This is a genomic window from Rhodococcus sp. NBC_00297, from assembly GCF_036173065.1.
Classification (GTDB): Bacteria; Actinomycetota; Actinomycetes; order Mycobacteriales; family Mycobacteriaceae; genus Rhodococcoides.
This window is the reverse complement of sequence record NZ_CP108041.1, coordinates 1,541,560-1,562,282: the sequence shown is the minus strand read 5'-3', so window position 1 is coordinate 1,562,282 and position 20,723 is coordinate 1,541,560. Positions and strand designations below refer to the sequence as shown.

Genomic DNA, 20,723 nt, shown 5'->3' with positions numbered 1-20,723 from the left:
AGGCGAAGATCCGTCGCTGCGGCTGCCATCTGGTTGGACTGAACGAGCTCACTGATCGCCCCCCGGTGAGAATCCCTCGACTATTCCGTACATGCAATCCATACACGTAAGCACCGACAGATGCTTGCGGGCCACTCTCAAGCTGTGCGGGCTGAGCCCAGGTGAACCCAATGGCGCGCTCGCCGACGCAGTCGCTGTCGCTGTCGCTGTCGCACCTACGTGTGCACGGCTGGCGAGGCAGGCGACCTCGACAACGATTCACGGTTAGGGTGGGTCCTGGGAGGCCATCAAGCAGCGTATATGTCATAATATAATTATCGGTAGTGGTTATCAGTGTCACAAGCTTGGCGGCGCATCAGGCCTGACCATGATTGCAGCATCCCGGCGCAAGCTGAATCGGCGGCACCTCGACGAGCACATCCATACCGAGTTGGCTCGCCAACCCGGACGCTCGGTGGTCGATCAGTACATCGGGGCACATCGACGATCAGACACATCCCAGTCAGAAGATCACTTTACGTAGCTTCGGTCATCGAGCGAGCATTGTCACCGCCGGGCAAGAGAAGATGCATTGATACCCCTCATTCGAGGAAGCGACCGCCTCTACACAGATGGCGCGAACTAGAGGGGTTGCCACCCTAGGCCACCCATCCCGACGACAGTCCGGTCCGAGCTCGTTGTGTCGAGGTCGAAGTTGCTTGTCGACGACCGAGGCGCGGTCGCCGGGGGCCTGGTGTTAGGGACCAGCCCGGTGCCGGTCGGCCCGAAGATCCGGCGGAAGTAACTGTTTCGGGCTGCGGCCATCGCCTTGGCTACTTCTGTGTCGGGAACCCCCGCTCCATGCATCAACCCGGCCCACGAGTGCAGTTCTACCGGCACGCCGGCGTGACCGGCCCGGGCCGCGAAGTCAAGAATCTCGTCGCGGAACGTGTCGGCCGAACCCGTCTCCATGTACATGGGGGGCAAGGCCCCGAGGTAGTCGGCGCGCGACGGGGCAGCGTAAGCGTCGACAAGTGGGCCGCCTTTGGCGTCTCCCAGCATCGCCGTCCACCCCACATGGTTGGAGGCACGCGGCCAGCTGACATCCTGGAACCAGTTCGAGACGGTGATTTCGCGGTCGTCGAGCATGGGCGTCAACAGGATGAGTTGGCTGATCTCGGGACCGCCGTGATCACGAGCGAACAGGGCCGTCGCAGCCGCGACACCACCGCCGCCGCTCACACCCATGACCGCGATACGGCCCGGGTCGATGCGCAACGCGTCGGTGTTCTGTGCCGTCCAACACAGGCCGGCGTAAGCGTCGTGCACTTGAGCTGGGTGTCTGTGCTCTGGACCCACCCGCATTCCGACGACGACCATGGATACGTCAAAATCCGCCACTACCTCTACGAACCCAGTGCCTTTGAGGAGGCGACGGTCGCTCAGTATTTTGCCGCCGCAGTTTGTGAGAACGATGGCGGGCCGAGGGGAGCTCAGCCCGGCCGGGCGCAAGATCAGCACCGAGACGTCGGGGCCCCCCTCGTAGCCGGGAACGCTGAGCTCCTCGAACTCCACTCGGCCACCCAGGCTCAAGTCCTCGTCATTGGCAAGGAATTTTGTCGACCGCTCGCGTAGTTCCGGAATACCTTCGGCGGTCTGTGTGGCCAACAGAGCAGGACTTTCGCCGGCCTCCACGTCCCGCCACATCAGTTCGTACATTTCCGCGTCGAGCGCGGGGCGTGCCAGATCGCGACCCGCAGAGGAACCGTCTCGTTCTCCGCGGGCGGTCTCTTGTGCTGGTCGATGAATGTCGTAGGCGGGAACTTCCATGGTCATACATACACCTCACGTCAGGATTGGGGGTAGAGACGCTTTATACAAAGCGGGGATCAATATCTTCTTGAACGTCGGTCGATGGCGAAATCGATTTCCGTCCCGCTGCTCCGTACATGAAAGGCGGAACTCACTCACAGCTGGGCAATGGATCCGATTCTGCGGCGGGCATCGGCCTACCGTCCGAGATCGAAGCCGCCGTGTCGGAGTCGCAACGATGTCTTACTTCTGGACCTGACCGCGGTAGGCGGTCACTTGATGAGCTGATTGGGCGGTGCCGTCTGCACCTGTTTGCAGGATCTCGAGCGTTTCGGGTGCCACACCGTTCTCCACCCACTTCATGAGCGCAATCATTCCAATCGCGAGGTCGACGCCGAAACCCCCGACGATGGGAGAGCTATGTCCGTCACCTGGACAGAGGAATAATCGTGCGAACTCCGCCGTAGCTTCGACTCCTCCGATGCTGTCGAATACCTGGTCGAAGTACAGTCTGGTGCCTTGTGCCGCGATCACCTGGTCTTCGGCCCCTTGAGTGACCAGCAATTTCGCGCCGGAGTTCCGAAGAGGAGCGAGGTCGGGATCATCGGTTGCCACAGGTGCGAAGTCGGTGACGCTCTGCTCGAATAGTTTGGCGTATTCATCAAATGTGAGTGTCCGCCAGTCCCATTCGGGATCTCGCAAAAGCCACGTCTGGAGCCACGAATGCGCCAAAGCGAATGGCTTGGGTTCGCGGTGCCCTTCGTTGTTGATCGATGTCAGACAAATACCTTGCCCCCCGAGCGGCTCTCCTCCCCAGCTTTCGACGCCGGGACGCAGCCCGAACCACAACTGTTCGCCGGTCGGTGACACGGGGCCCTGCCAGATTTTGTTCATCACGATCGCATCGTTCTCGGTGATCTCACCAGCTTCAGTGACCTGACCCACGAGGCGGTTAGCGTCAAAACTGGACTCGTCGTACTGAGCTTTCCACCCGCATGCGCTGCCGGGTCCATTGGCTTCGATGACAGCGGCTGAGCGGAATTCGTCGAACTTTTCGGGAGCGAGCGCGCCGAGTTCCTTCATAACCAGCGGTGGCCACATCATCGCCGGAATTGTGCGAGTCCAATTGATCCCGGGGTCGCCTGCCCAAACTCCGTCGTAGTCATCGGGGTATCGCTGGGCCTGCGCGAGGGCCTGACGTCCACCCCCGGAGAAACCCTGGAAGTAGGAGTAGTCGGGATTTCGTCCATGGATTGCAGCGGTGACGGCTTTACCGATGACCGTCATCTCGTGCGTGCTGCGGTACGCCCAGTTCTCGAACAGGTCCGAATCCAGTTGACCGGTGTCTTCATCGAGAACCCACTCGTCGGGGCGCGGGTCTGTGCCGACCCCGCCATCGGTTCTGGCGCTCGCGAAGCCGTTTCGGACGCTGCTCGCAAGCGTCGCCGACCTCCCAAAGCCCCGGGGCAGGTGACCACCTGTAGTTCGCGTTCCCCCGCCTCCAGTACCGAGGAAACGTCCATTCCACACCAGCGGCACCCACACCAGCACCTCAGCGACACTCCCAGCGGGGCTGGTCTGATGAACGACTGCCTGACAGTAGACGGGAAGATCCGTCTCGGTGAAAGCGGGCACGCCAAGCGTGCTGGTGGGTACGTCCAGCGATCCCGCACGATTGACGTTGACTGACTTCAGTTCTGCGCCTTTGATCCCGGCGACCGCAGCACCGATCACAACGTCGGTGCAGCGCGCCAGGATGTCAGTCTGATCCGGCTCCGAACTCGGCGCCGGCATCCACTCGTACGGCGTGATCCGCCTGGGTTCGTCAGCGTTGTTCACGAATCTCTCCATTCAAAATTCTTGAAAGCATGGTGGTTACTGGGCTCACTGAAATGACGTTGGTCAGTTGATCGTGCGTTCACGACCGGACCAGAACTCTTGGCGCAGTTTGAACTTCTGCACTTTTCCAGTCGCGGTGCGAGCGAGCTCGTCGCGGAACACGAAGCGTTTCGGTACCTTGTAACCGGCGAGTCGCTCGCGGGCGTGGGCCTTCAGCTCGTCGTCGGTGAGCTCGCCCTCGACCACCACGAGGGCGGTGACAAGCTCGCCCCATTTGTCGTCGGGGATGCCGATGACCGCGACCTCGCGCACGGCCGGATGTGAGCCGAGAGCGTCCTCGACTTCGACTGAGGAGACATTCTCCCCACCGGAGACGATGACATCCTTCTTGCGGTCCAGGATCGCGACATAGCCGTCCTCGAAGGTGCCGCCGTCGCCGGTGTGGAACCAGCCACCCGCTAGGGCCTCTGCGGTTGCCTCTGGGTTCTCCCAGTAGCCCTCCAGCACGGTATTGGAACGGGTGAGGATCTCCCCTGCATCGTCAACCATGAGCCGCGTGGACAGTGCGGGCGCCCCGGCCCGGCCGAGGAGTCGTGCCTGCTCGGTGGGGTCCTCGCCCTCCCACTCGAGACGCATCCGACTCATGGTCAGCAAGGGAGCGGTCTCGGTGAGTCCGTAGATCTGGATGAACTCCCAACCGAGTTCCTCGCGCACCCGCTCGATCGTGCGTGTGGGCGGCGGGGCACCGGCGACCACACAACGGATGCGACCGCGGCCGGTCGGCCCATCCCAGTCCTTTAACGCGTCGAGCACGATTGCCAGCACGGCTGGAGCGCAGCACAGGTAAGTCACCTGGTACTGCTCGATGCGGCGCAAGATCTCTGCGCCGTCGATTTGCCGGAGAACGATGTGCTGGCCGCCCATGCCGCTGACGGAGTAGACCTGTCCCCAGCCGTTGCAATGAAACATCGGGAGCGTGTGCAGATAGACATCCCTGTCGTTCACCGACGCCTGCCAGCCGAAGACCGTTGCATTCGTCCAAAGCGCGCGGTGTGTCTGCTGCACGCCCTTGGGTCGAGCTGTAGTCCCCGAGGTGTAGTTGATGGTGGCTGTTGAGTCCTCGTCCGTCTCCCAGGGTTTGGGCTCGGCCGTGCTCGACCAAATCTTCTCATCGTCCTCACCGAGGATGAACACGTGCTTCGCTTTCACAATGTCGGCGAGGTGAGCGAGATCGGGGTCGATGAGCACAACCTCGGCACCGCTGTGCTCGACGATGTACTCAACCTCCGCCGGCGCTAGTCGGAAGTTGACCGGCACGAAGATGCGTCCCCACCCCGAGACACCGAAGAACGACACCAGTAACCGGGCCGAGTTGTGGGAGACGCACGCCACCCGGGCCCCGCGCTCGATGCCGAGCTCGTCGAGGGTCGCGGCCTGCGAACGAGCGAGCCGCATGACATCGCGATATGTGAGTTCGCCCCACGACGGTGCGGTCTGGCGCGGCTCGTCGACGATCGCGATCCGGTCGGGATAGACGGTGTGCGGACGATCGAGGAAATCGCGGATGCTGAACGGGACCTTCATGGATGCTCCTCCAAGTATGTTTGGCCGGCTCCCCGGCCTTCTCGTCGACGGCATGGCGGTAGGCACGAACCGACGGAGATGACCACCACTAGTTCGCTCGTGCGCGCCGAACGGGTTCTGCGAGAGTGAGTTCCCTCGGTCGGTGGCGACCGAGGGAACTCACTCTCGCTAGGCGATCGCAGTTGGGCGTTCGGGCAGGGGGTTTTGGGCCTGGATGCTGGCGGCTACGCGGAGCAGGAGGTCCTCACTGCCGGGGAGCCCCGCCAGTTGGATGCTGACGGGGAGTCCGTCGAGCAATCCGCACGGCACGGAAATGGCCGGGAATCCGAGCAGGTTAAACAGTGTGGTGTGGGCCGTCTGAACGTGCCACATGAGATCGTGGCCCTGCAGGCCCCATTCCTTGAGCGTCCGAGGCAGCAGGGGAGTGGTGACTGCCGCAATGACGTCATGCTTGGCGAGCACGTGCCGCATCGTGTTCCATGCGGCGCGCCGCTGCTCCGATACCCTTCGGTAGTCCTCTGGCGTCGGCTCCGGAGGCAATCCGGTGGCAGGCACCGTCATTCCTGCCGGCTTGTCGCTGACGCGCCCGCTAACTTCATCGACAAGACGAATACGTTCAGTCATCTCGTCCAAGTTCACCGGCGGAACGTAGGCCACTGACGACAAGATCGCTCCGAGGGCGAACATCGTCGGGTGCGGATCTTCCCACTCGTCGTTGATCTGCTCTACTTCAGCGCCCGCGCTCTGTAGGGCGAATGCTGCCTCACGCGCGACGGCGACGACTCGTTCGGACTCCTCCTGCCAGTGCGGCCGCGAGTAGCCGAAGTCGTCCGTCCAAGCGATCCGCACCCCATTCACGCCCCCGTCGATGCCGGCAATGAAATCGGGGGGCGCAGCCTGCGTCGATACGTAGTCGCGCCCGTCTGGCCCTGCCATGACCTGCAGAAGCAGCGCCGCGTCGCGCGCCGTCCGCGCCATAGGGCCGACGGTCGTCGTGAGTAGCAGGCCGGGCCCCTCGTAATCCGTGTAAGGGATCAGCCCTCGGCTGGGGTTCACCCCAACAAGCCCTGACCAGGCGGCGGGAAGCCTGGTCGAACCGGCGCCGTCCATTCCAACTGCGACGGGTACCAGCGCCGCTGCCACTGCCGGGCCGTTGCCCCGACTGGAGTTGCCGGGGTCGCGCTCGAGGTTCCATGGGTTCCGGGGCCGCTTGTGGGGATCGAAAAGGTAGGTGTGCGTCGTGCCGAGGATGATGGCACCTGCCTCTCGCAGGCGCTCAACGGCGAGATCGTCGTAGCCGGCGACCTTCCAACCCCAATGGGGGGTGGGCATGCCCTTGACTTTGATGCCGTCCATGATCGCGACGGGCAACCCGTGGAGGGGGCCGATCGGATCGCCGGCGTCGAACGCTCGTTCGGCCTCGCGGGCTGCGTTCCGTGCACCTTCAGCATCGAGGTAGGCGAACGCGTTCAGAGTCGGTTCGAGACGTTCGATGCGGGCCAGGAACAGTTCGAGCACGTCCACTGGAGAGACGTCCCGGTTAGCGATGAGTTCGCACACACGCCAGGCCGGCGTCCAAACGAAGTCGTCGGGCAAAACAGCCGAATCTCCTGCGGCCGTGACGATCGTGTCAGTCATTCGAATCCCTCTCTTGTACGTGGTGTAGATGCATCCAGGAATCGCAAGCGAACCTCGCGGGTGAGCACGGTGCAGGTGTGTTACGGGTGCTCACGCTGTGCCTCGTAGGGCAACAGCGGGTGCGAACCGAGGTGGTTTCCGCTCGGGTCGTAGCGCTCTCCGACGATCGACGCCGGGACGGTGTCGTGCTCGACCCAGTTCATCAGCGCGGCCATGCCGGCAGCCAGGGTCAGACCAGGTCCATCCGCGCTGATCGTGCTGTGACCGTCGCCGGGAGACACATACAGCTGCAGGTACGGGTTGGTGTGCTGTTGGCCACCCATGGTGTCCAGAACCCGCTGGTAGTACTGCAGGGTGCCTTCGGGGAAGATGACCTGGTCAGCGAGGGCCTGGGAGAGCAGCACCTTGCCGCCGGCGTCGCGCAAACCGGACAGGTCCGGGTCGTCGGTGTCGGTCGCGGCGAACTCGGCCACGCTGCGATCGAAGTACTCCTCGAACTGCTGGTAGGTCAGGGTGGTCCAGTCCCACTCCGGCTCGCGCGCAATCCAAGCCCCCAGGTAGTCCGCCGCCAGCGAAAATGGGACCGGCCGGAGTTGTCCGTCGATGATCTCGGTGTACGCGAGCGCAGCCCCCATCAGCCTGCCCTCGGATTCGGTGCCGGGGCGCAGGCCGTACCAGAGTTGCTCGCCGGTGGCGCGACGGGGACCGTCCCAGATCTTGCGTATCACCTGGGCATCGGTTTCGGTGATCACCCCGGCGTCGGTCTCGGTGCCCACGAGGCTGTGTGGATCCCAGTCCGGAACTGCGACCTCGGTCAGGTAGCGCTCCCCGTCAGGTCCGTTGACCGCTGTCAGGAACGCGTCCCGGAACGCTGCGAGCTTGGCTGGTGCCAGGGGGTTGTTCTCTTCCTTCATCACCAGCGCCGGCCAGATCTCGGCCGGGATGAAGCGGCTCCAGTTGATCGCCGGGTCTGAACTCCAGATCCCGTCGTAGTCGTCCGGGTACCGTTGGGCCTGCATCATCGCTTGCCGCCCGCCGCCGGAGGAGCCCTGGAAGTAGGAGTACTGCGGCGGTGTCCCGTAGATCGCCTCGGTGACTGCCTTGCCGATGACGGTCATCTCGTGGGTACTACGGTGCACCCAGTTCTCGATCAAGTCCCAATCCAACTCCCTCGTCGCGGGGTCCAACCCCCAGGCGACAGACCGCGAATCACGATTGCCCGCATCGGTTGTGGCCGTAGCGAATCCATTCACCACCGCTCTCTCCAGGCTGATTGCCCGGCACGGCATTGCGAAGGGGTAATACCAGGACGTTTCCGTTCGGTTTCCCCCTCCGGCGCAGCCCAGGAACCTGCCGTTCCAGTCCAGCGGAAGCCACACCACGATGTCGGCGACGTGCCCGCCCAGGCCCGTGTGACGGATGCGGACGTCGCAGTAGTCCGGCAAGCCGACCAGCTCCGGAGGTGGCGGGATCGACAGGACCATGTTGGGCGGCGGCGGCTGGAACCGTCCGCTGGTGTTGACGGTGACCGAGACGACCTCCACCCCGCCCAGGTGGGCCAGTCCGGCGGCAACGCCCTCGGGAGTGCAACGGTCCACGACCTTCGGATCGCGGGCGAGATGCTCGACATCCACCCAGTGCGTTGTGCTCATCGGACCGTACGTCGGTGCACTATCCATGCTCATTCCTCCTTGACTTCAGAAACAAAACTGTTCAGGAATTAACGCCACGCGCTAATGGCTGAAGTTGTTGCGGGAGAACCTCACACAGCGAGCGTCTCCGCCCTAAGGACCTGAGATCGGCGCGCCCGTACCTCGCGCATGATGCCGCTGGCACAGACCGCAATGACGACTACCTCGCATGTAGCCGCGACGAAGAATGCGTGCGTGACTGCCCCGCCGGCCGGAACTGCTGGATTCGCAGGGAGCGTTTCGCGTGCCAGAACAATGGACACGACGATCGGGCCAGCAGCGCCGCCGATGGTCTGCGCGAGTGCAAGCACGCCGGCGCCCATGCCGGCACGCTCGGGTGGAACGGAGCGCTGGATCGATCCGTAGAGACCGGCGGTGACAAAGCCGACACCCATGCCGTAAATCACGGCTCCTGCGGCTAGCACGGCCACCGAGTCGTGCCGGAATCCGAGTGTGACAGCAGCTATGAGATGGAGGATGGCGCCGCCCGCTGCAACCGTAAGTGGGTAGCCTCGGGAAACGAATCTTCCGCAGATAGCCGCTCCCACAGCTCCGATGAGTGAGTACGGAGCCATGATGAGAGCAGTCGCCAGTGCGCTTCTTCCTAGTCCCCACGATGCCACGGCGGGGTCCATCTGCGTGATCATCGGTAAGAGCACGTAGAGACTGGTGACCGGAAAACCAACGAGGAATCCTGCGACGACTGCCCGAGTCACAGCACTTTCGCGGAAGACGGAAAAGTCGACCAGGGGGGTCGCGAGGCGGTGCTCGCGCATTGCCCACAGCGCTGCTACCACCACTGCGGACCCGATTGTGATCCAGGTATTGGGTTCACCCCATCCCCAGGTGGGTCCCTGAGACAAGCCGAACAGCAACGCGACCACCCAAGCTGCAACAAGGATGACGCTAACGATCCCGACGGTTCCCTTCTCGGCAGGTGGCATATGGGGCACAACGACAAATACTGTGATGACCAAGCAAATGCTCACCACAGTCAGCGTCAGAAAGGTTGCGGGAAGGCCGACTTTATCGGCGAGCGCACCTGCGATAACCCCGCCCACTGCGGAACCCACCATCACACAAACGGTCGCGGCCGAGACAGCCCTCCCAATGTGCTCTTCGCCGAGCAAGCGCCGATAGGCGTTCATCGCGGCCACCGAAATAGGAATCCCCATGCCAACGAGGACGGCACCAAGTATCAGCATCACGGCGCCGTTTGCGAATGCCACCATGGCGCAGCCAGCCGTCGTGAATACAGGCAGCGTTATCAGTGCCCATCTATCCCCTCTGAGATCGGCCATCCTGGGGATGACGAGCGCGGAGATGCCGGAAGCCAGCAGTAAAGCGGTTAGGGCCCATGATGTTTGACCGACAGTCAGGCTCAGCTGAGTTCCGAGAAGAGGGAGGAGCGGCGGGATCGCTGCCGAGTTGGTGGCGATAATAAACCCAGTGGCCGCAATGATGCCGATCGTGGCACGGCGACGATTGGGTGAAAGGTGGTCGGAGAATTCATTCACGGTCGCAATGTTGCTGGTCATTTGCGGCTCCATTATCTGGCAGGTGAAAAAGATCGAGTGGGGTCAAGGGCGGCTGTGGTCGCGACTGGCGGTTGTGAACGCTGCGGGAAAGCGTCTAGGTACGACTTTGCGGCGCGGAACAGGAGATCCTCGCGCCCCGGTCGCGTCGCGAGCTGCAGGCCGACGGGTAGCCCCTCCTCAAAACCGCAGGGGACTGTCAGCGCGGGAAACCCAAGTAGATTGAACATCGACGTATGGGCGCTGTACGACGAGAAAATGAACTCTCGTCCTTGCAGGCCCCACTCCTCGAGGGTCTTGGGCAGGATTAGTGTCGTCGGGCTGGCGATGATGTCATCTTGTTCGAGAGCGCGCATCGTCGTGCGCCAGAGGCGGTCTCGCAGGTCGCAGGCAGCTGCGACCTCATCGGCGGTCGGGCTCGTGAATTCCGGGACCATGGGTGCCTCTGCTGGCTCGAGCCCCAGCGCCCGGTCGAGCCGGTCTTGGCGAGCCTGGGCTTGATCCCCAGCCAGAGCAAGGATGAAGCCCGACGAGACGATCAGTCGTCCGAAGGTGCCGTTCGCTGGCAGCGGGTCCTCCCACACCTCGGGGGTGGGCCGTACAGTCGCTCCCAGCGAGGCAAGTTCAAACGCCGCGCCTCGGGCGATCGAAGTGACCTTGGGAGTCTCTTCGCTCGCATGAATTCCTGACCAACCGAAGTCATCGGTCCACGCGATCCTTAGATCGGAGACTCCTCGATCTAGGTCAGCGATGTAGTTGCGAGGGGTGGACTGGATGACGGTTTGGTCCCGGCCATCCGGTCCGGCGAGCGCGTTCGTGATGATCGCGCAGTCGCGGACGTCCCGCGCAATCGGACCGACGGAGGCGCCGTGAGCGTTCATCTGCGCGGGATTGTCGTGATCTATCCGCGGGATGAGACCTCGCGTTGGGTGCAGCCCCAGCACACCATTCCAGCTAGCCGGCAAGCGCGTAGACCCAGCGCCATCCTCCGCGAGGGCGAACGGCAACATTCCAGCTGCGACCGCAGTGGCGCTACCCCGGCTTGAGTTGCCGGGATCCCGGTTCAGATCCCAAACATTGCGCGGCCGTGTGTCGGCCTCGAAGAAGTACGTGTTCAGGGTGCCGAACACTACTGCGCCAGCATCTCGCAACCGTTCAACGGCAACGCTGTCCCACCGGCTCGGCGTGGAGTCCCCGGCAGTGGGCATGCCCTTGACGCGGGTCAGGTCCATCACAGCGAACGGAATGCCGTGCAGCGGCCCCAGGCGCTGGCCGCTTTCGACCGCTTCCGCTGCGCGCCCGGCTTGTTCCATGGCTCCTGCCTCATCAAGGTAGGAGAAGGAGTGCAGAGACGGGTCCAATGCGGCGATGCGCCGCAGGAAATGCTTGGTCACATCTACCGCAGTCACTTCACGCGCTGCTATGAGGGCGGCAATTCGCCACGCGGGAAGCCAAGTCAGATCGTCACTCATTCGTAGCCCTTCAGGGTGATCCGGTCTTTTCGCACGTAGCCGTGCCCTGCACACACAGCGGCGCCGTTTCCGGGACGCTCGGGTCGCGGCCAGACGCCGCGGATGGCGCCTGATGCCGTCACGGAGTCAATCCCCTCAGGAGATCGGCGTGACACCAGTCACAATGCCGTAGTACTAGACGCCGTGTCAAGCACTTTGTCGTTCTGTTGTGAGCGGGACGTTCGCCGATGAAGGCGCGACAAGCACCGTGCATGCGAACCCGTACGACGACGTGAATGCGTCGGCAGATGACATGGCGCGCGCCACGAGGGGTGGTTCTAGACCCCGCTGGCATCGAGCTGGGAGAGGAAGCCGTCGATGACAGAGGGCCAGTTCGATATCAGTCGGATCACCCGCGCCGGTCACGCCGGCGTGCCGGAACTGCACTCGTGGGCCAGCTTGATGCACGGAGAGGGAGTTCCTGACTCAGGAGTAGCCAAGGCGATGGCCGCAACCTGAAACAGTTACTTTCGCCAGATCTTCGATCCGACCGGACCGGGCTGCTCTCTGACATTGGCCCCCGGCCACCGCGCCTCGGTCATCGACCAGCGGGTGCGATTCTTTAACGGAGTCACACAGAATGACAAATACGGCATCTGCTCGTGCTGCCTGCGGCCCGGGAGTTCGCACGTTATCGCCGCGGGCAGTTTCACGGGAGCGGTAAAGTCCAACGACGGCGTCACACGTCGGAGCGCGACTAGATGGTTCCCCGATGACGCCGAGATGCAGCGGACATAGTTAAGGAGTTCGCTGTGGCCCTAACACGAGCAGGACGAGCAGAACTGCCCCGATCGCGCCGGCGGTCCCGCGGCGGCGGGCTTTCCTTCTTGCGCACGGTTTCCCGTCGGCGCGGAGTGTCGAAAGAGAGCCGACCGCGCCGTGTCTCCGAAACCCATAACCTCGTGTCATTCGTGCGGCAAGTGCAACCCGAGTAAGGAAATAAGTCGCGATGCGACTGGATGCTCGGGCTGCGCTCTTGGCGATCACGAGAAAGGGTCGCCCGGAAGCGCGATCGGCTCAGCTGGAGGTCCTATAATGCGTGCCTGCCGTGTCGACGACAGTCAGTTAGGTCACCTCGTCAGCCGATCATGACAGCGTCGGTGTCCTCTCGGACGGCCGCGCCTGTTCATACGCAGATGAGATCTGCCCATAGGTCGGTGAGGTAATCCACAACCTCCGAACTCGGACAGTCAACGCTGTCTTCCATTTCGAGGGCGCCATTGGCGATTCGGCTAAGTATCACAATTCTCGTGCGTTGCACTCGCGGTGACATATGGATCTTCTCTGGGGCAGCTCGGGAAACTCGCTCGACTGCTCGGGCCGCCTTTGATTCCAGCCACTTGGTAACCTCCGGGTCCACCATCTGCGCCACATTAAACGCTCGAAGTCCACCGGCGTACATACTCCAGACGGCCCGGTCGTTGGAGATTCGGACGCGGAGTTCATCCTTGGTTAATCCCGCTGCAACTGCCGCTGCAAACTCATCCACCGAGTCGTCGACCGACGGCCACACTCGTTCCAAGATCCCGATCATTATTTCAGATTTGCTCTTGAAATGCAGGTAGAAGGTTGCTCGACTACACCCGACCGCCGAGGCAATATCCTCTGCCGTGGTTTCGACGTAGCCCTTCGTCCGGAACAACTCCAGGGCCTCGTCGAGGAGCCGTGTCCGCGTAAATTCGCGCTTCTGTTCTAGCAGCGTGGATCGATTCTCCACTATCTCCTCCTGCAGTCCGCTACACAGAGTCTGACCACATGCATCGCCTCTTCATTGGCCGACCATCATGACTAGTTTCTCAACAGTATGTCATGGTCTGGCTCTGGGTTATCCCACTGATCGACGGCTTCCTCTCCCAGCGGGACGCACTGCGGGGTCTAGAGCCACCCCTCGTGGCGCGGCGCCATGTCATCTGCCGACGCATCCACGTCGTCGTACGGGGTTCGCATGCCTGCTGCGAGTAGTCGCCGGCGCGTTCTGGTTGTTGGCGGTGGACCCGCAGCCGAGTGCGTCGCCGCGATCGCGAAAGCGATCGGGGCGCACGAGGACACCGTCGCGCTGTGGATCAAGGCGGAGTTCGGATCACCGCGCTCACCCGCTGCCGATGAGATGACCGCGAAGTTGCGTGCTGCCGAGGCGGAGTGCGAACGCCTGCGCCAGGAGAACCGCACTCTGACCGAACGCCTCGCGGCCCGAGCCCACCGCTCTTTCGCAGCCCAGTCAATCGGAGCGGCAGCGCTGTGAAGAAGGGCGTACCCGCGCGTTCGCCCACTCCCGGATCGCCCGCGTCTGTTCCAGATCACGCTTCGTAGACCTCCCGGCGGCCGCCGGGAAGTCGCGAGCTGCGGAAGGTGAGCGGTCCGCTTGCGGCCACCGACCGCTCGCTGTGCTCGATGTAGTAGTACAGCTTGCAGTCAAACTGTCTCGAATTCTTCTCTCCCGGGTCGATTCGGTAGTCGATTCCGTGACTTTGACGTTGACATACGTCGAGGTCACGTCTCCGCCGGTGACGATAGCGACCTCATTCCGGTCGGCGCGCATGCACATACCCTAATGACTTGACATCTCGTCTTGATAGATGACACTATGTCAGCTACGAGGCTAATCCGTGACGGTCGGCGTGGGTACGTCTCCGTCGGCACTACCTTGCTTTCGACGTATGTCGACCTACCGAACTGCCGACCGAACCAACGCGTCCTTTTGACAGTTGACCGTTGGCGCTGGGACCCGGTTCGACCAGATGCTCAAGATCGGCTGTCACCGAGAAGCGTGCCTTCGATGACCACGGTAGACATGAAAAGAGAGTTGTCAGTGGAACCTGTGGAAGACTGCTACCCACCCAGCGACGACTTCGTCGCGCAGGCCAACGCCGGGGCCGAGCTGTACGCGTCGGCGAAGGACGACCGACTCGCGTTCTGGGCGGAGCAGGCGAACCGGCTGCACTGGCACACCCCGTTCGAGCAGGTCCTCGACTGGTCCGACGCCCCCGTCGCGAAGTGGTTCGTCGGCGGTGAACTGAACGTCGCCTACAACTGCGTCGACCGGCACGTGGTCGAGGGCCGCGGCGACCAGGTGGCGATCCACTGGGAGGGCGAGCCCGGGGACAGCCGCGAGATGACCTACTCCGACCTCCTCGCCGAGGTCAGCCGCGCCGCGAACGCCTTCACCGATCTCGGGCTCGTCTCGGGTGACCGCGTCGCCATCTACATGCCCATGGTCCCCGAGGCCATCGTCTCGATGCTCGCCTGCGCGCGCCTCGGCCTGACCCACAGCGTCGTCTTCGCAGGCTTCTCGTCCTCCGCACTGCGCTCGCGCATCGACGACGCCGAGGCCAAGCTCGTCGTCACCACCGACGGCCAGTGGCGCCGCGGCAAGGCCGCGCCGCTCAAGGACTCGGTCGACGAGGCCGTGGACGGCGCCGCGTCGATCGAGCACGTCCTGGTGGTCAAGCGCACCGACATCGACGTGCAGTGGACCGAGGGCCGCGACCTCTGGTGGCACGACACCGTCGGATCCGCCTCCCCCGAGCACGAGGCGCAGGCGTTCGACTCCGAGCACCCACTCTTCATCCTCTACACCTCGGGAACCACCGGTAAGCCGAAGGGCATCATCCACACCTCCGGCGGCTACCTGACGCAGACCGCCTACACGCACCACTACGTCTTCGACCACAAGCAGGGCAAGGACGTCTACTGGTGCACGGCCGACATCGGCTGGGTCACCGGGCACAGCTACATCGTCTACGGCCCGCTGGCCAACGGCGCCACGCAGGTGGTCTACGAGGGCACGCCCAACTCTCCCGACGAGCACCGGCACTGGAACATCGTCGAGAAGTACGGCGTCACCATCTACTACACGGCGCCCACGCTCGTGCGCACGTTCATGAAGTGGGGACGACAGATCCCCGACGCACACGACCTCTCCTCGATCCGCCTGCTCGGCAGCGTCGGCGAACCCATCAATCCCGAGGCGTGGCGCTGGTTCCGCGACGTCATCGGCGCCGGCAGCGCCCCGATCGTCGACACCTGGTGGCAGACCGAGACCGGCGCGATCATGGTCTCGCCGCTCCCCGGTGTCACCGCCACCAAGCCGGGATCGGCCCAGACACCGCTCCCCGGCATCTCGGCCGCCATCGTGGACGACGACGCGAAGATGCTCGGGCCCGGTGGCAACGGGTACCTCGTACTCGACGAGCCGTGGCCGTCGATGCTGCGCGGTATCTGGGGCGACATGGAGCGCTACAAGGACAACTACTGGTCCCGCTACGCCACCGAGGGTTGGTACTTCGCCGGTGACGGTGCGCGCTTCGACGACGACGGCGACCTCTGGGTCCTCGGACGCGTCGACGACGTCATGAACGTCTCCGGTCACCGCATCTCCACCTCCGAGGTGGAGTCGGCTCTGGTGACCCACCCCGGTGTCGCCGAGGCAGCCGTCGTGGGCGCGGCGGACGAGACCACCGGCCAGGGCATCGTCGCCTTCGTCATCCTGCGCGAGGGCATCGAGAACACCGGCGACGCGCTGATCACCGAGCTGAAGGCTCAGGTGTCCAAGGAGATCTCCCCGATCGCCAAGCCGCGACAGATCACGGTCGTGCCGGAGCTGCCCAAGACCCGCTCGGGCAAGATCATGCGCCGCCTGCTCCGCGACGTCGCCGAGGGCCGCGACCTCGGTGACACCTCGACCCTCGTCGACCCGGCGGTCTTCGACGCGATCACCAACAGCCGATAGCGCGACACTGCTGCACCTGAGCTGTTGGGCATCTCGACGCCACCCCGGGGGCATAACCCGATGGGAGCGAACGGACTGCGCCACGCGTTGCGCCGTGCGGTCCGGTCAAGGCGAGGCGAGGCGAGGCGAGTGAGGATATCGAGGTGCGCCGGGCGACCGAGCGTAGGGGCGTTTGGCGTCCAATCACAATCTGCCCAATGGTGCGCCTAGAGAAAGTGACTACGGTCGACCACTAGTCATGTTCGGGCGGTACGACATCGAAGTACCCGACACAACAGGTCTCGACCTCCTCCTGGGTGGTAGCGAACCTCAATGCAATTGTTCACGTGTCTGCGTCACTTCTTGATCTGAGACCTTGAAGAACGCATCGGAACAGAGCCCCAAGATGCGGGAGGCGGTCCACGGACCACGACTCCTGCACCTGATCCTTGACGATTGACCAGAACCACGAATCCCGCGAGAAGCATTCGTCGTGCGCCGGGTGCGTCGCGCCCCGGCCAGTCAGATCGGTGCGTACTTCCACACCGAGAACCGGTGAATCGAGGGTCGGTTCGGCCCCGTACACCGGCCGCGGATGAGATCACCGCGAAACTGCGAACTGCAAAGGCGGAGATCGACCGGCCGCGGCGCTTCAACCGTGACCTCATCGGCCAGCTGGAAGCAGCACCGCTCTGCGATGTAGCAACTCCGACCGGCGCACGATATCGCCCTCGTTGTCCGCCGGGGCGATCACCTCGAGACTGGCAGTGCAAGATTCGACCTGGAGGCACTGGACACCAGGACCGAGCACCCTATACCGGACCGATGACCATCGCCGTTGTACAACCACCGTCACCGGCCCCGAAACCCAACGCGGGGGGGGCGTCGACGCGCAGCGGCGACACCTCACCGCGTCGAATGGGCCGACATGGACACCGCCGTCGACGGCGACACAGATCACGGTGGCGATCACCGTCGCGCAGACCGTGCGGCGCCAGTCCTGCGAGCCAAGCCCTGCCACACGCACACCGTAACCCTTACCCTCGACGACCTCGCTGAAAGTGGACGGTCGATGGCTACCGGACCACCAGTAGCGCCGGTTCGTGCCAGAAGTAGGCGCCGAGACCCGATCGACACCTGTTCCGGTTCTCCGTCGTGGGCGCGGGGCATTCGGGTAGACATATCGTCCAATTGTGAGACACTGTGTACGGTCGAAGCAATCGGCTGCAGAACAGCGCAGTTCTGCAGGGTGACAGCCCCCAACTCGATGTGTTAGCGCACAGGGACGAGGAACCGCGACGGCAGAACTGACCGTTGGGTGCGAGTACGGACCTTTGGCCGCGTGTCACCTACCTGACGTCTTCAACGGCGCATGACCGTCGAGATCCTTGCCCAGTAGCCCAGTAGCCCAGTAGCCGAGTGCAGGACGCTGGCCGTCAGGGCGCAGACACACCTAGGGCAACCGGTTCGATACCGGCGTGACGGCGCTTGTCACGTTGCTCAGTGCGGTCGTTCGTGGAAAGAGCTCTTGAGGACGACAGTCCTCCGAGTCATTCTCCTAGGTGCAGCGACGAACGCAAATGAGATCCGACCCCCTCTGACTAAAGGAGAAGACATGTCAAATTTCGAATACACAGGGCTTGCGCCACGTCGCTGGATCACTATGGACGGGGACGCCAGCACCAGTGACGCCCAGGACAGGGCCACGTCGGAAATCATCAGTGGTGCCCTCAACCATATCGACGGCGCCCGATTGCTGTCCGTCAGTTTGAACATTGACGGAATCGTCGCCACAGAACCACCGCCCTGGCTCCCCATTCCAGTCTCAACGATCAACGGACTGCCCAGTTTCGTCGATGTGTCTGTGCAGATGAAAACCCCAGGTGGCCACTATGCCCACGTTAGGGTTTGGGTTCCCCTTATCTGGAATGAGCGCTTCCTGGGACTCGGAGGCGGTGGGAACCGGCCCGGTGGTAACTCCATGATCATGGATCCTCCACAGACCGCTCAAATCCTCTCTCTACCTGACGCGATTCGGAACGGGTTCTCAAGCGCGTCGACGGACGGGGGAATCACGGATCCCCGGATGATCGACTGGCCGCTCATTGGAGACACAGGCACACTCGATATGGAGCTGATTCAAAACTGGGTGCACCGGAGCACGCACGATATGACGGTGATCGGCAAAGCTGTGACCGAGGCGATTCACGACAAACCGCCCCTATTCAGCTATTTCTTTGGTGGGTCAGGTGGCGGCCGCCAGGCCCTGATGGAGGCCCAGCGGTATCCTGATGACTACCAGGGAATTTGGTCTCAGGATCCGGTCATTAGCTACAGCAAGTTGTACCCGGCGGAATTCTGGCCGGCAATGGTGATGCACGCCGCCGAGAACCCCATGCCTCCCGCCAAATTTGAAGCTTTCAGGGAAGCGGCGGTAATCGCTGGCGGCGGATCTCTACAAGACGGTTTGAATTTTGTGTCGACACTCGACCCTGTCGACGTCGACCCCTTCGACCTCATCGACACGGTCACTTCCGAGGGTGTGATCACTGAAGCGGATGCGTCCGTGATGCAGCAAATCTGGGAGGGTCCCAAAGCCGATGACGGTTCACCGCTATGGTTTGGTTTGCGACCCGGAGTTCGCAGCTGGGGCGCAATCGGGCTGGCTGTTGTCGCTGACACGCCGGAAGGTCCAGAGCCCGCTCCATTCTTTATTGCTGAGCGTTACCTCGGTGGGTGGATCGCGAAGAGAGATGAATGGAACTGGCGCGACCTTACATTGAAAAGCTATCACGACTTGTTTCAGCAGAGCATCGAAGAAATGGCGTTCACTGATACCGACGATCCGAACTTGTCCAACTTTCGGGAAGCTGGGGGCAAACTTCTGTTGACCCACGCAATGGATGACGAGGTAATACCACATCAAGGATCCGTTTTGTATTTCGAACGGGTCTTGCACGAAATGGGCGGCTTAGACAAGACGTCCACTTTCGCACGCTTGTTCTTGGCGCCGGGTGCCGGGCATATTAGCGCAGACGGCGAAGGTCCGGGCCTGACGGCAAGTGCAGCTATGTCCGGCCTGATGAAATGGGTAGAAGAAGGCATTGCTCCGACCTCATTCATCGCAGAGCGCTGGGACAAGGGTGGTGTCGAGATACTCTCGACCAGACCGATCTACCCGTACCCTGCCGTCGCACAGTATCTCGGAAGCGGTGATCCCCTTCAAGCTGTCAATTACGAGCCATCCACATTGCAGGATTGACAGAACCCCAGAGCCGCTACGGATTAGCATGAAAAGAGCTCGATACCCTCTCTTCGTCATTGACTCTAGTCAGAGGGGGCCGTCGATTCACGTACCATAAGGGTTGGTTGTAATGCTACAGAGGAAACAGGCAAGCCATGCGTGATGGCGAGGAGCATTTCAGCGGCACGAACACCGATCTCGTGATGCGGAGTTCTTATTGTGCTGAGAGGGACCGTGAGGTCCGAACTTATAGAGATGTCATTGTATCCGATCACGGCAACGTCCCGCCCTGGTTCGAGGGCGCGTTGTCGCAACACGCCGAGTACGCCGATCGCGCTGAAGTCGTTGGTGGCAAAGATGGCGGTAGGCGGTCTTCGCAAACTGAGCAGAGCCTCAGCGCCCCGCGTACCTGCAGCAGAGTCGAAGCCTTCCGCGCGAATGTACTCGGGAGGGATATCGATTCCCGAGTCGGAAAGAGCAGCCACAAATCCGCGTTGACGGTCGAGACCAGTACTGGTCCAGGTGGGGCCGGACACTACCGCGACCTGTGTGTGGCCGAGTCTTGCGAGGTGCTCGCCCGCGAGCCAGCCACCTCTGAAGTCATCGCACGTCGCCGACAGCACACCGGGGTAGCTACGACTGACAAGGACGAATTCCACCTGACGACGGGCGAGTTGATCGAGGTTGTCGTTGTCCAGCCGGGCATCACCGACGATGAGGCCGTCGACGTTGCGACCGAGCAGCAGGTCTATCCGTCGGCGTTGCTGGATCGGATCGTCGTGCGTGTTCGCCACGAAAGTCTCGTATCCCGCTCGGTTAGCGGTGTCCTCGATAGCGTCGTACATGGCGGACAGCACGATATCGGTAAGGCGGGGGACGAGAACTCCGAAAGCGGTCGACTTCTTGGTGGTCAAGCTGGCCGCGTTCGGATTCGGCACATAGCCCAAGTTCTGCGCGAGTTCAAACAGCCTGAGGTCGCCAGCAGTTGCGCCGTTCCGATCTGCGGCCACCCGTCGGAGAGCACGCGACACCGTCGAAACGTGCACCCCGGCCGCCTGTGCGACTGTCCGCAGCGTGACAGTTCCCTGCGTCACACTCCTCACCGTCGTGTCCTCCATTTCGCGCCAGTCCGCAGCGGAGCTACCGGCCGAATAAAACTAGCACTTTGTGTGCAAACGACTG

The 20,723-nt window shown here is 62.6% G+C and carries 12 protein-coding genes; 3 read left to right on the top strand and 9 right to left on the bottom strand.

All coding sequences use genetic code 11. The annotated features are described in order from the left end of the window. Positions 1-621: 621 nt before the first annotated feature. From OG947_RS07490 to OG947_RS07455, 8 genes are all read right to left on the bottom strand, one after another. Positions 622-1,815: an alpha/beta hydrolase gene (locus OG947_RS07490; protein WP_328813537.1), complete on the bottom strand. Its 1,194-nt coding sequence runs from the start codon at positions 1,813-1,815 to the stop codon at positions 622-624. A gap of 219 nt (positions 1,816-2,034) precedes the next feature. Then, a complete protein-coding gene (locus tag OG947_RS07485) occupies positions 2,035-3,630 on the bottom strand; it encodes a tannase/feruloyl esterase family alpha/beta hydrolase (RefSeq protein WP_328813536.1) in 1,596 nt (531 codons plus the stop codon). A 63-nt stretch (positions 3,631-3,693) separates the two neighbouring features. Beyond that, complete coding sequence (locus tag OG947_RS07480) at positions 3,694-5,214, bottom strand: AMP-binding protein (protein ID WP_328813535.1); 1,521 nt, start codon at positions 5,212-5,214, stop codon at positions 3,694-3,696. 168 nt (positions 5,215-5,382) lie between these two features. Further along, positions 5,383-6,852, bottom strand: coding sequence for an amidase (locus tag OG947_RS07475; protein ID WP_328813534.1), 1,470 nt, complete (start codon positions 6,850-6,852; stop codon positions 5,383-5,385). A gap of 80 nt (positions 6,853-6,932) precedes the next feature. Then, on the bottom strand, positions 6,933-8,504 hold the full coding sequence (locus OG947_RS07470; protein ID WP_328813533.1) for a tannase/feruloyl esterase family alpha/beta hydrolase: 1,572 nt from the start codon (positions 8,502-8,504) through the stop codon (positions 6,933-6,935). Positions 8,505-8,614: 110 nt separating this feature from the next. Beyond that, positions 8,615-10,081 carry an MFS transporter gene (locus OG947_RS07465; protein ID WP_328813532.1) on the bottom strand — a complete coding sequence of 489 codons (1,467 nt, stop codon included), beginning with the start codon at positions 10,079-10,081 and terminating at the stop codon, positions 8,615-8,617. A gap of 11 nt (positions 10,082-10,092) precedes the next feature. Next, on the bottom strand, positions 10,093-11,550 hold the full coding sequence (locus OG947_RS07460) for an amidase (protein WP_328813531.1): 1,458 nt from the start codon (positions 11,548-11,550) through the stop codon (positions 10,093-10,095). Between the two features lie 1,165 nt (positions 11,551-12,715). Continuing rightward, entirely contained in the window at positions 12,716-13,306 is a 591-nt protein-coding gene (locus OG947_RS07455) for a TetR/AcrR family transcriptional regulator (protein ID WP_328813530.1), read from the bottom strand. Between the two features lie 228 nt (positions 13,307-13,534). Here OG947_RS07455 and OG947_RS07450 point away from each other — a divergent pair, with 228 nt between their 5' ends. From OG947_RS07450 to OG947_RS07440, 3 genes are all read left to right on the top strand, one after another. Then, complete coding sequence (locus OG947_RS07450) at positions 13,535-13,831, top strand: transposase (RefSeq protein WP_328813529.1); 297 nt, start codon at positions 13,535-13,537, stop codon at positions 13,829-13,831. A gap of 567 nt (positions 13,832-14,398) precedes the next feature. Then, positions 14,399-16,318 (top strand): acetate--CoA ligase, encoded by a 1,920-nt coding sequence (gene acs / locus OG947_RS07445; protein WP_328813528.1) that lies wholly within the window; start codon positions 14,399-14,401, stop codon positions 16,316-16,318. Between the two features lie 1,594 nt (positions 16,319-17,912). After that, the gene (locus OG947_RS07440; protein ID WP_328813527.1) at positions 17,913-19,559 is read left to right on the top strand and encodes a tannase/feruloyl esterase family alpha/beta hydrolase; all 1,647 of its coding nucleotides are present in this window, start codon (positions 17,913-17,915) and stop codon (positions 19,557-19,559) included. Between the two features lie 65 nt (positions 19,560-19,624). Here OG947_RS07440 and OG947_RS07435 read toward each other — a convergent pair whose 3' ends face one another. After that, the gene (locus OG947_RS07435; protein ID WP_328813526.1) at positions 19,625-20,635 is read right to left on the bottom strand and encodes a LacI family DNA-binding transcriptional regulator; all 1,011 of its coding nucleotides are present in this window, start codon (positions 20,633-20,635) and stop codon (positions 19,625-19,627) included. Positions 20,636-20,723: the final 88 nt, after the last annotated feature.

Bases quoted from the DNA above. Each gene is read 5' to 3' on its own strand.
- OG947_RS07490 (WP_328813537.1), bottom strand. From the start codon at position 1,815: ATGACCATGGAAGTTCCCGCCTACGACATTCATCGACCAGCACAAGAG.
- OG947_RS07480 (WP_328813535.1), bottom strand. From the start codon at position 5,214: ATGAAGGTCCCGTTCAGCATCCGCGATTTCCTCGATCGTCCGCACACC.
- OG947_RS07475 (WP_328813534.1), bottom strand. From the start codon at position 6,852: ATGACTGACACGATCGTCACGGCCGCAGGAGATTCGGCTGTTTTGCCC.
- OG947_RS07470 (WP_328813533.1), bottom strand. From the start codon at position 8,504: ATGAGCACAACGCACTGGGTGGATGTCGAGCATCTCGCCCGCGATCCG.
- OG947_RS07465 (WP_328813532.1), bottom strand. From the start codon at position 10,081: ATGACCAGCAACATTGCGACCGTGAATGAATTCTCCGACCACCTTTCA.
- OG947_RS07460 (WP_328813531.1), bottom strand. From the start codon at position 11,550: ATGAGTGACGATCTGACTTGGCTTCCCGCGTGGCGAATTGCCGCCCTC.
- OG947_RS07450 (WP_328813529.1), top strand. From the start codon at position 13,535: ATGCCTGCTGCGAGTAGTCGCCGGCGCGTTCTGGTTGTTGGCGGTGGA.
- OG947_RS07440 (WP_328813527.1), top strand. From the start codon at position 17,913: ATGTCAAATTTCGAATACACAGGGCTTGCGCCACGTCGCTGGATCACT.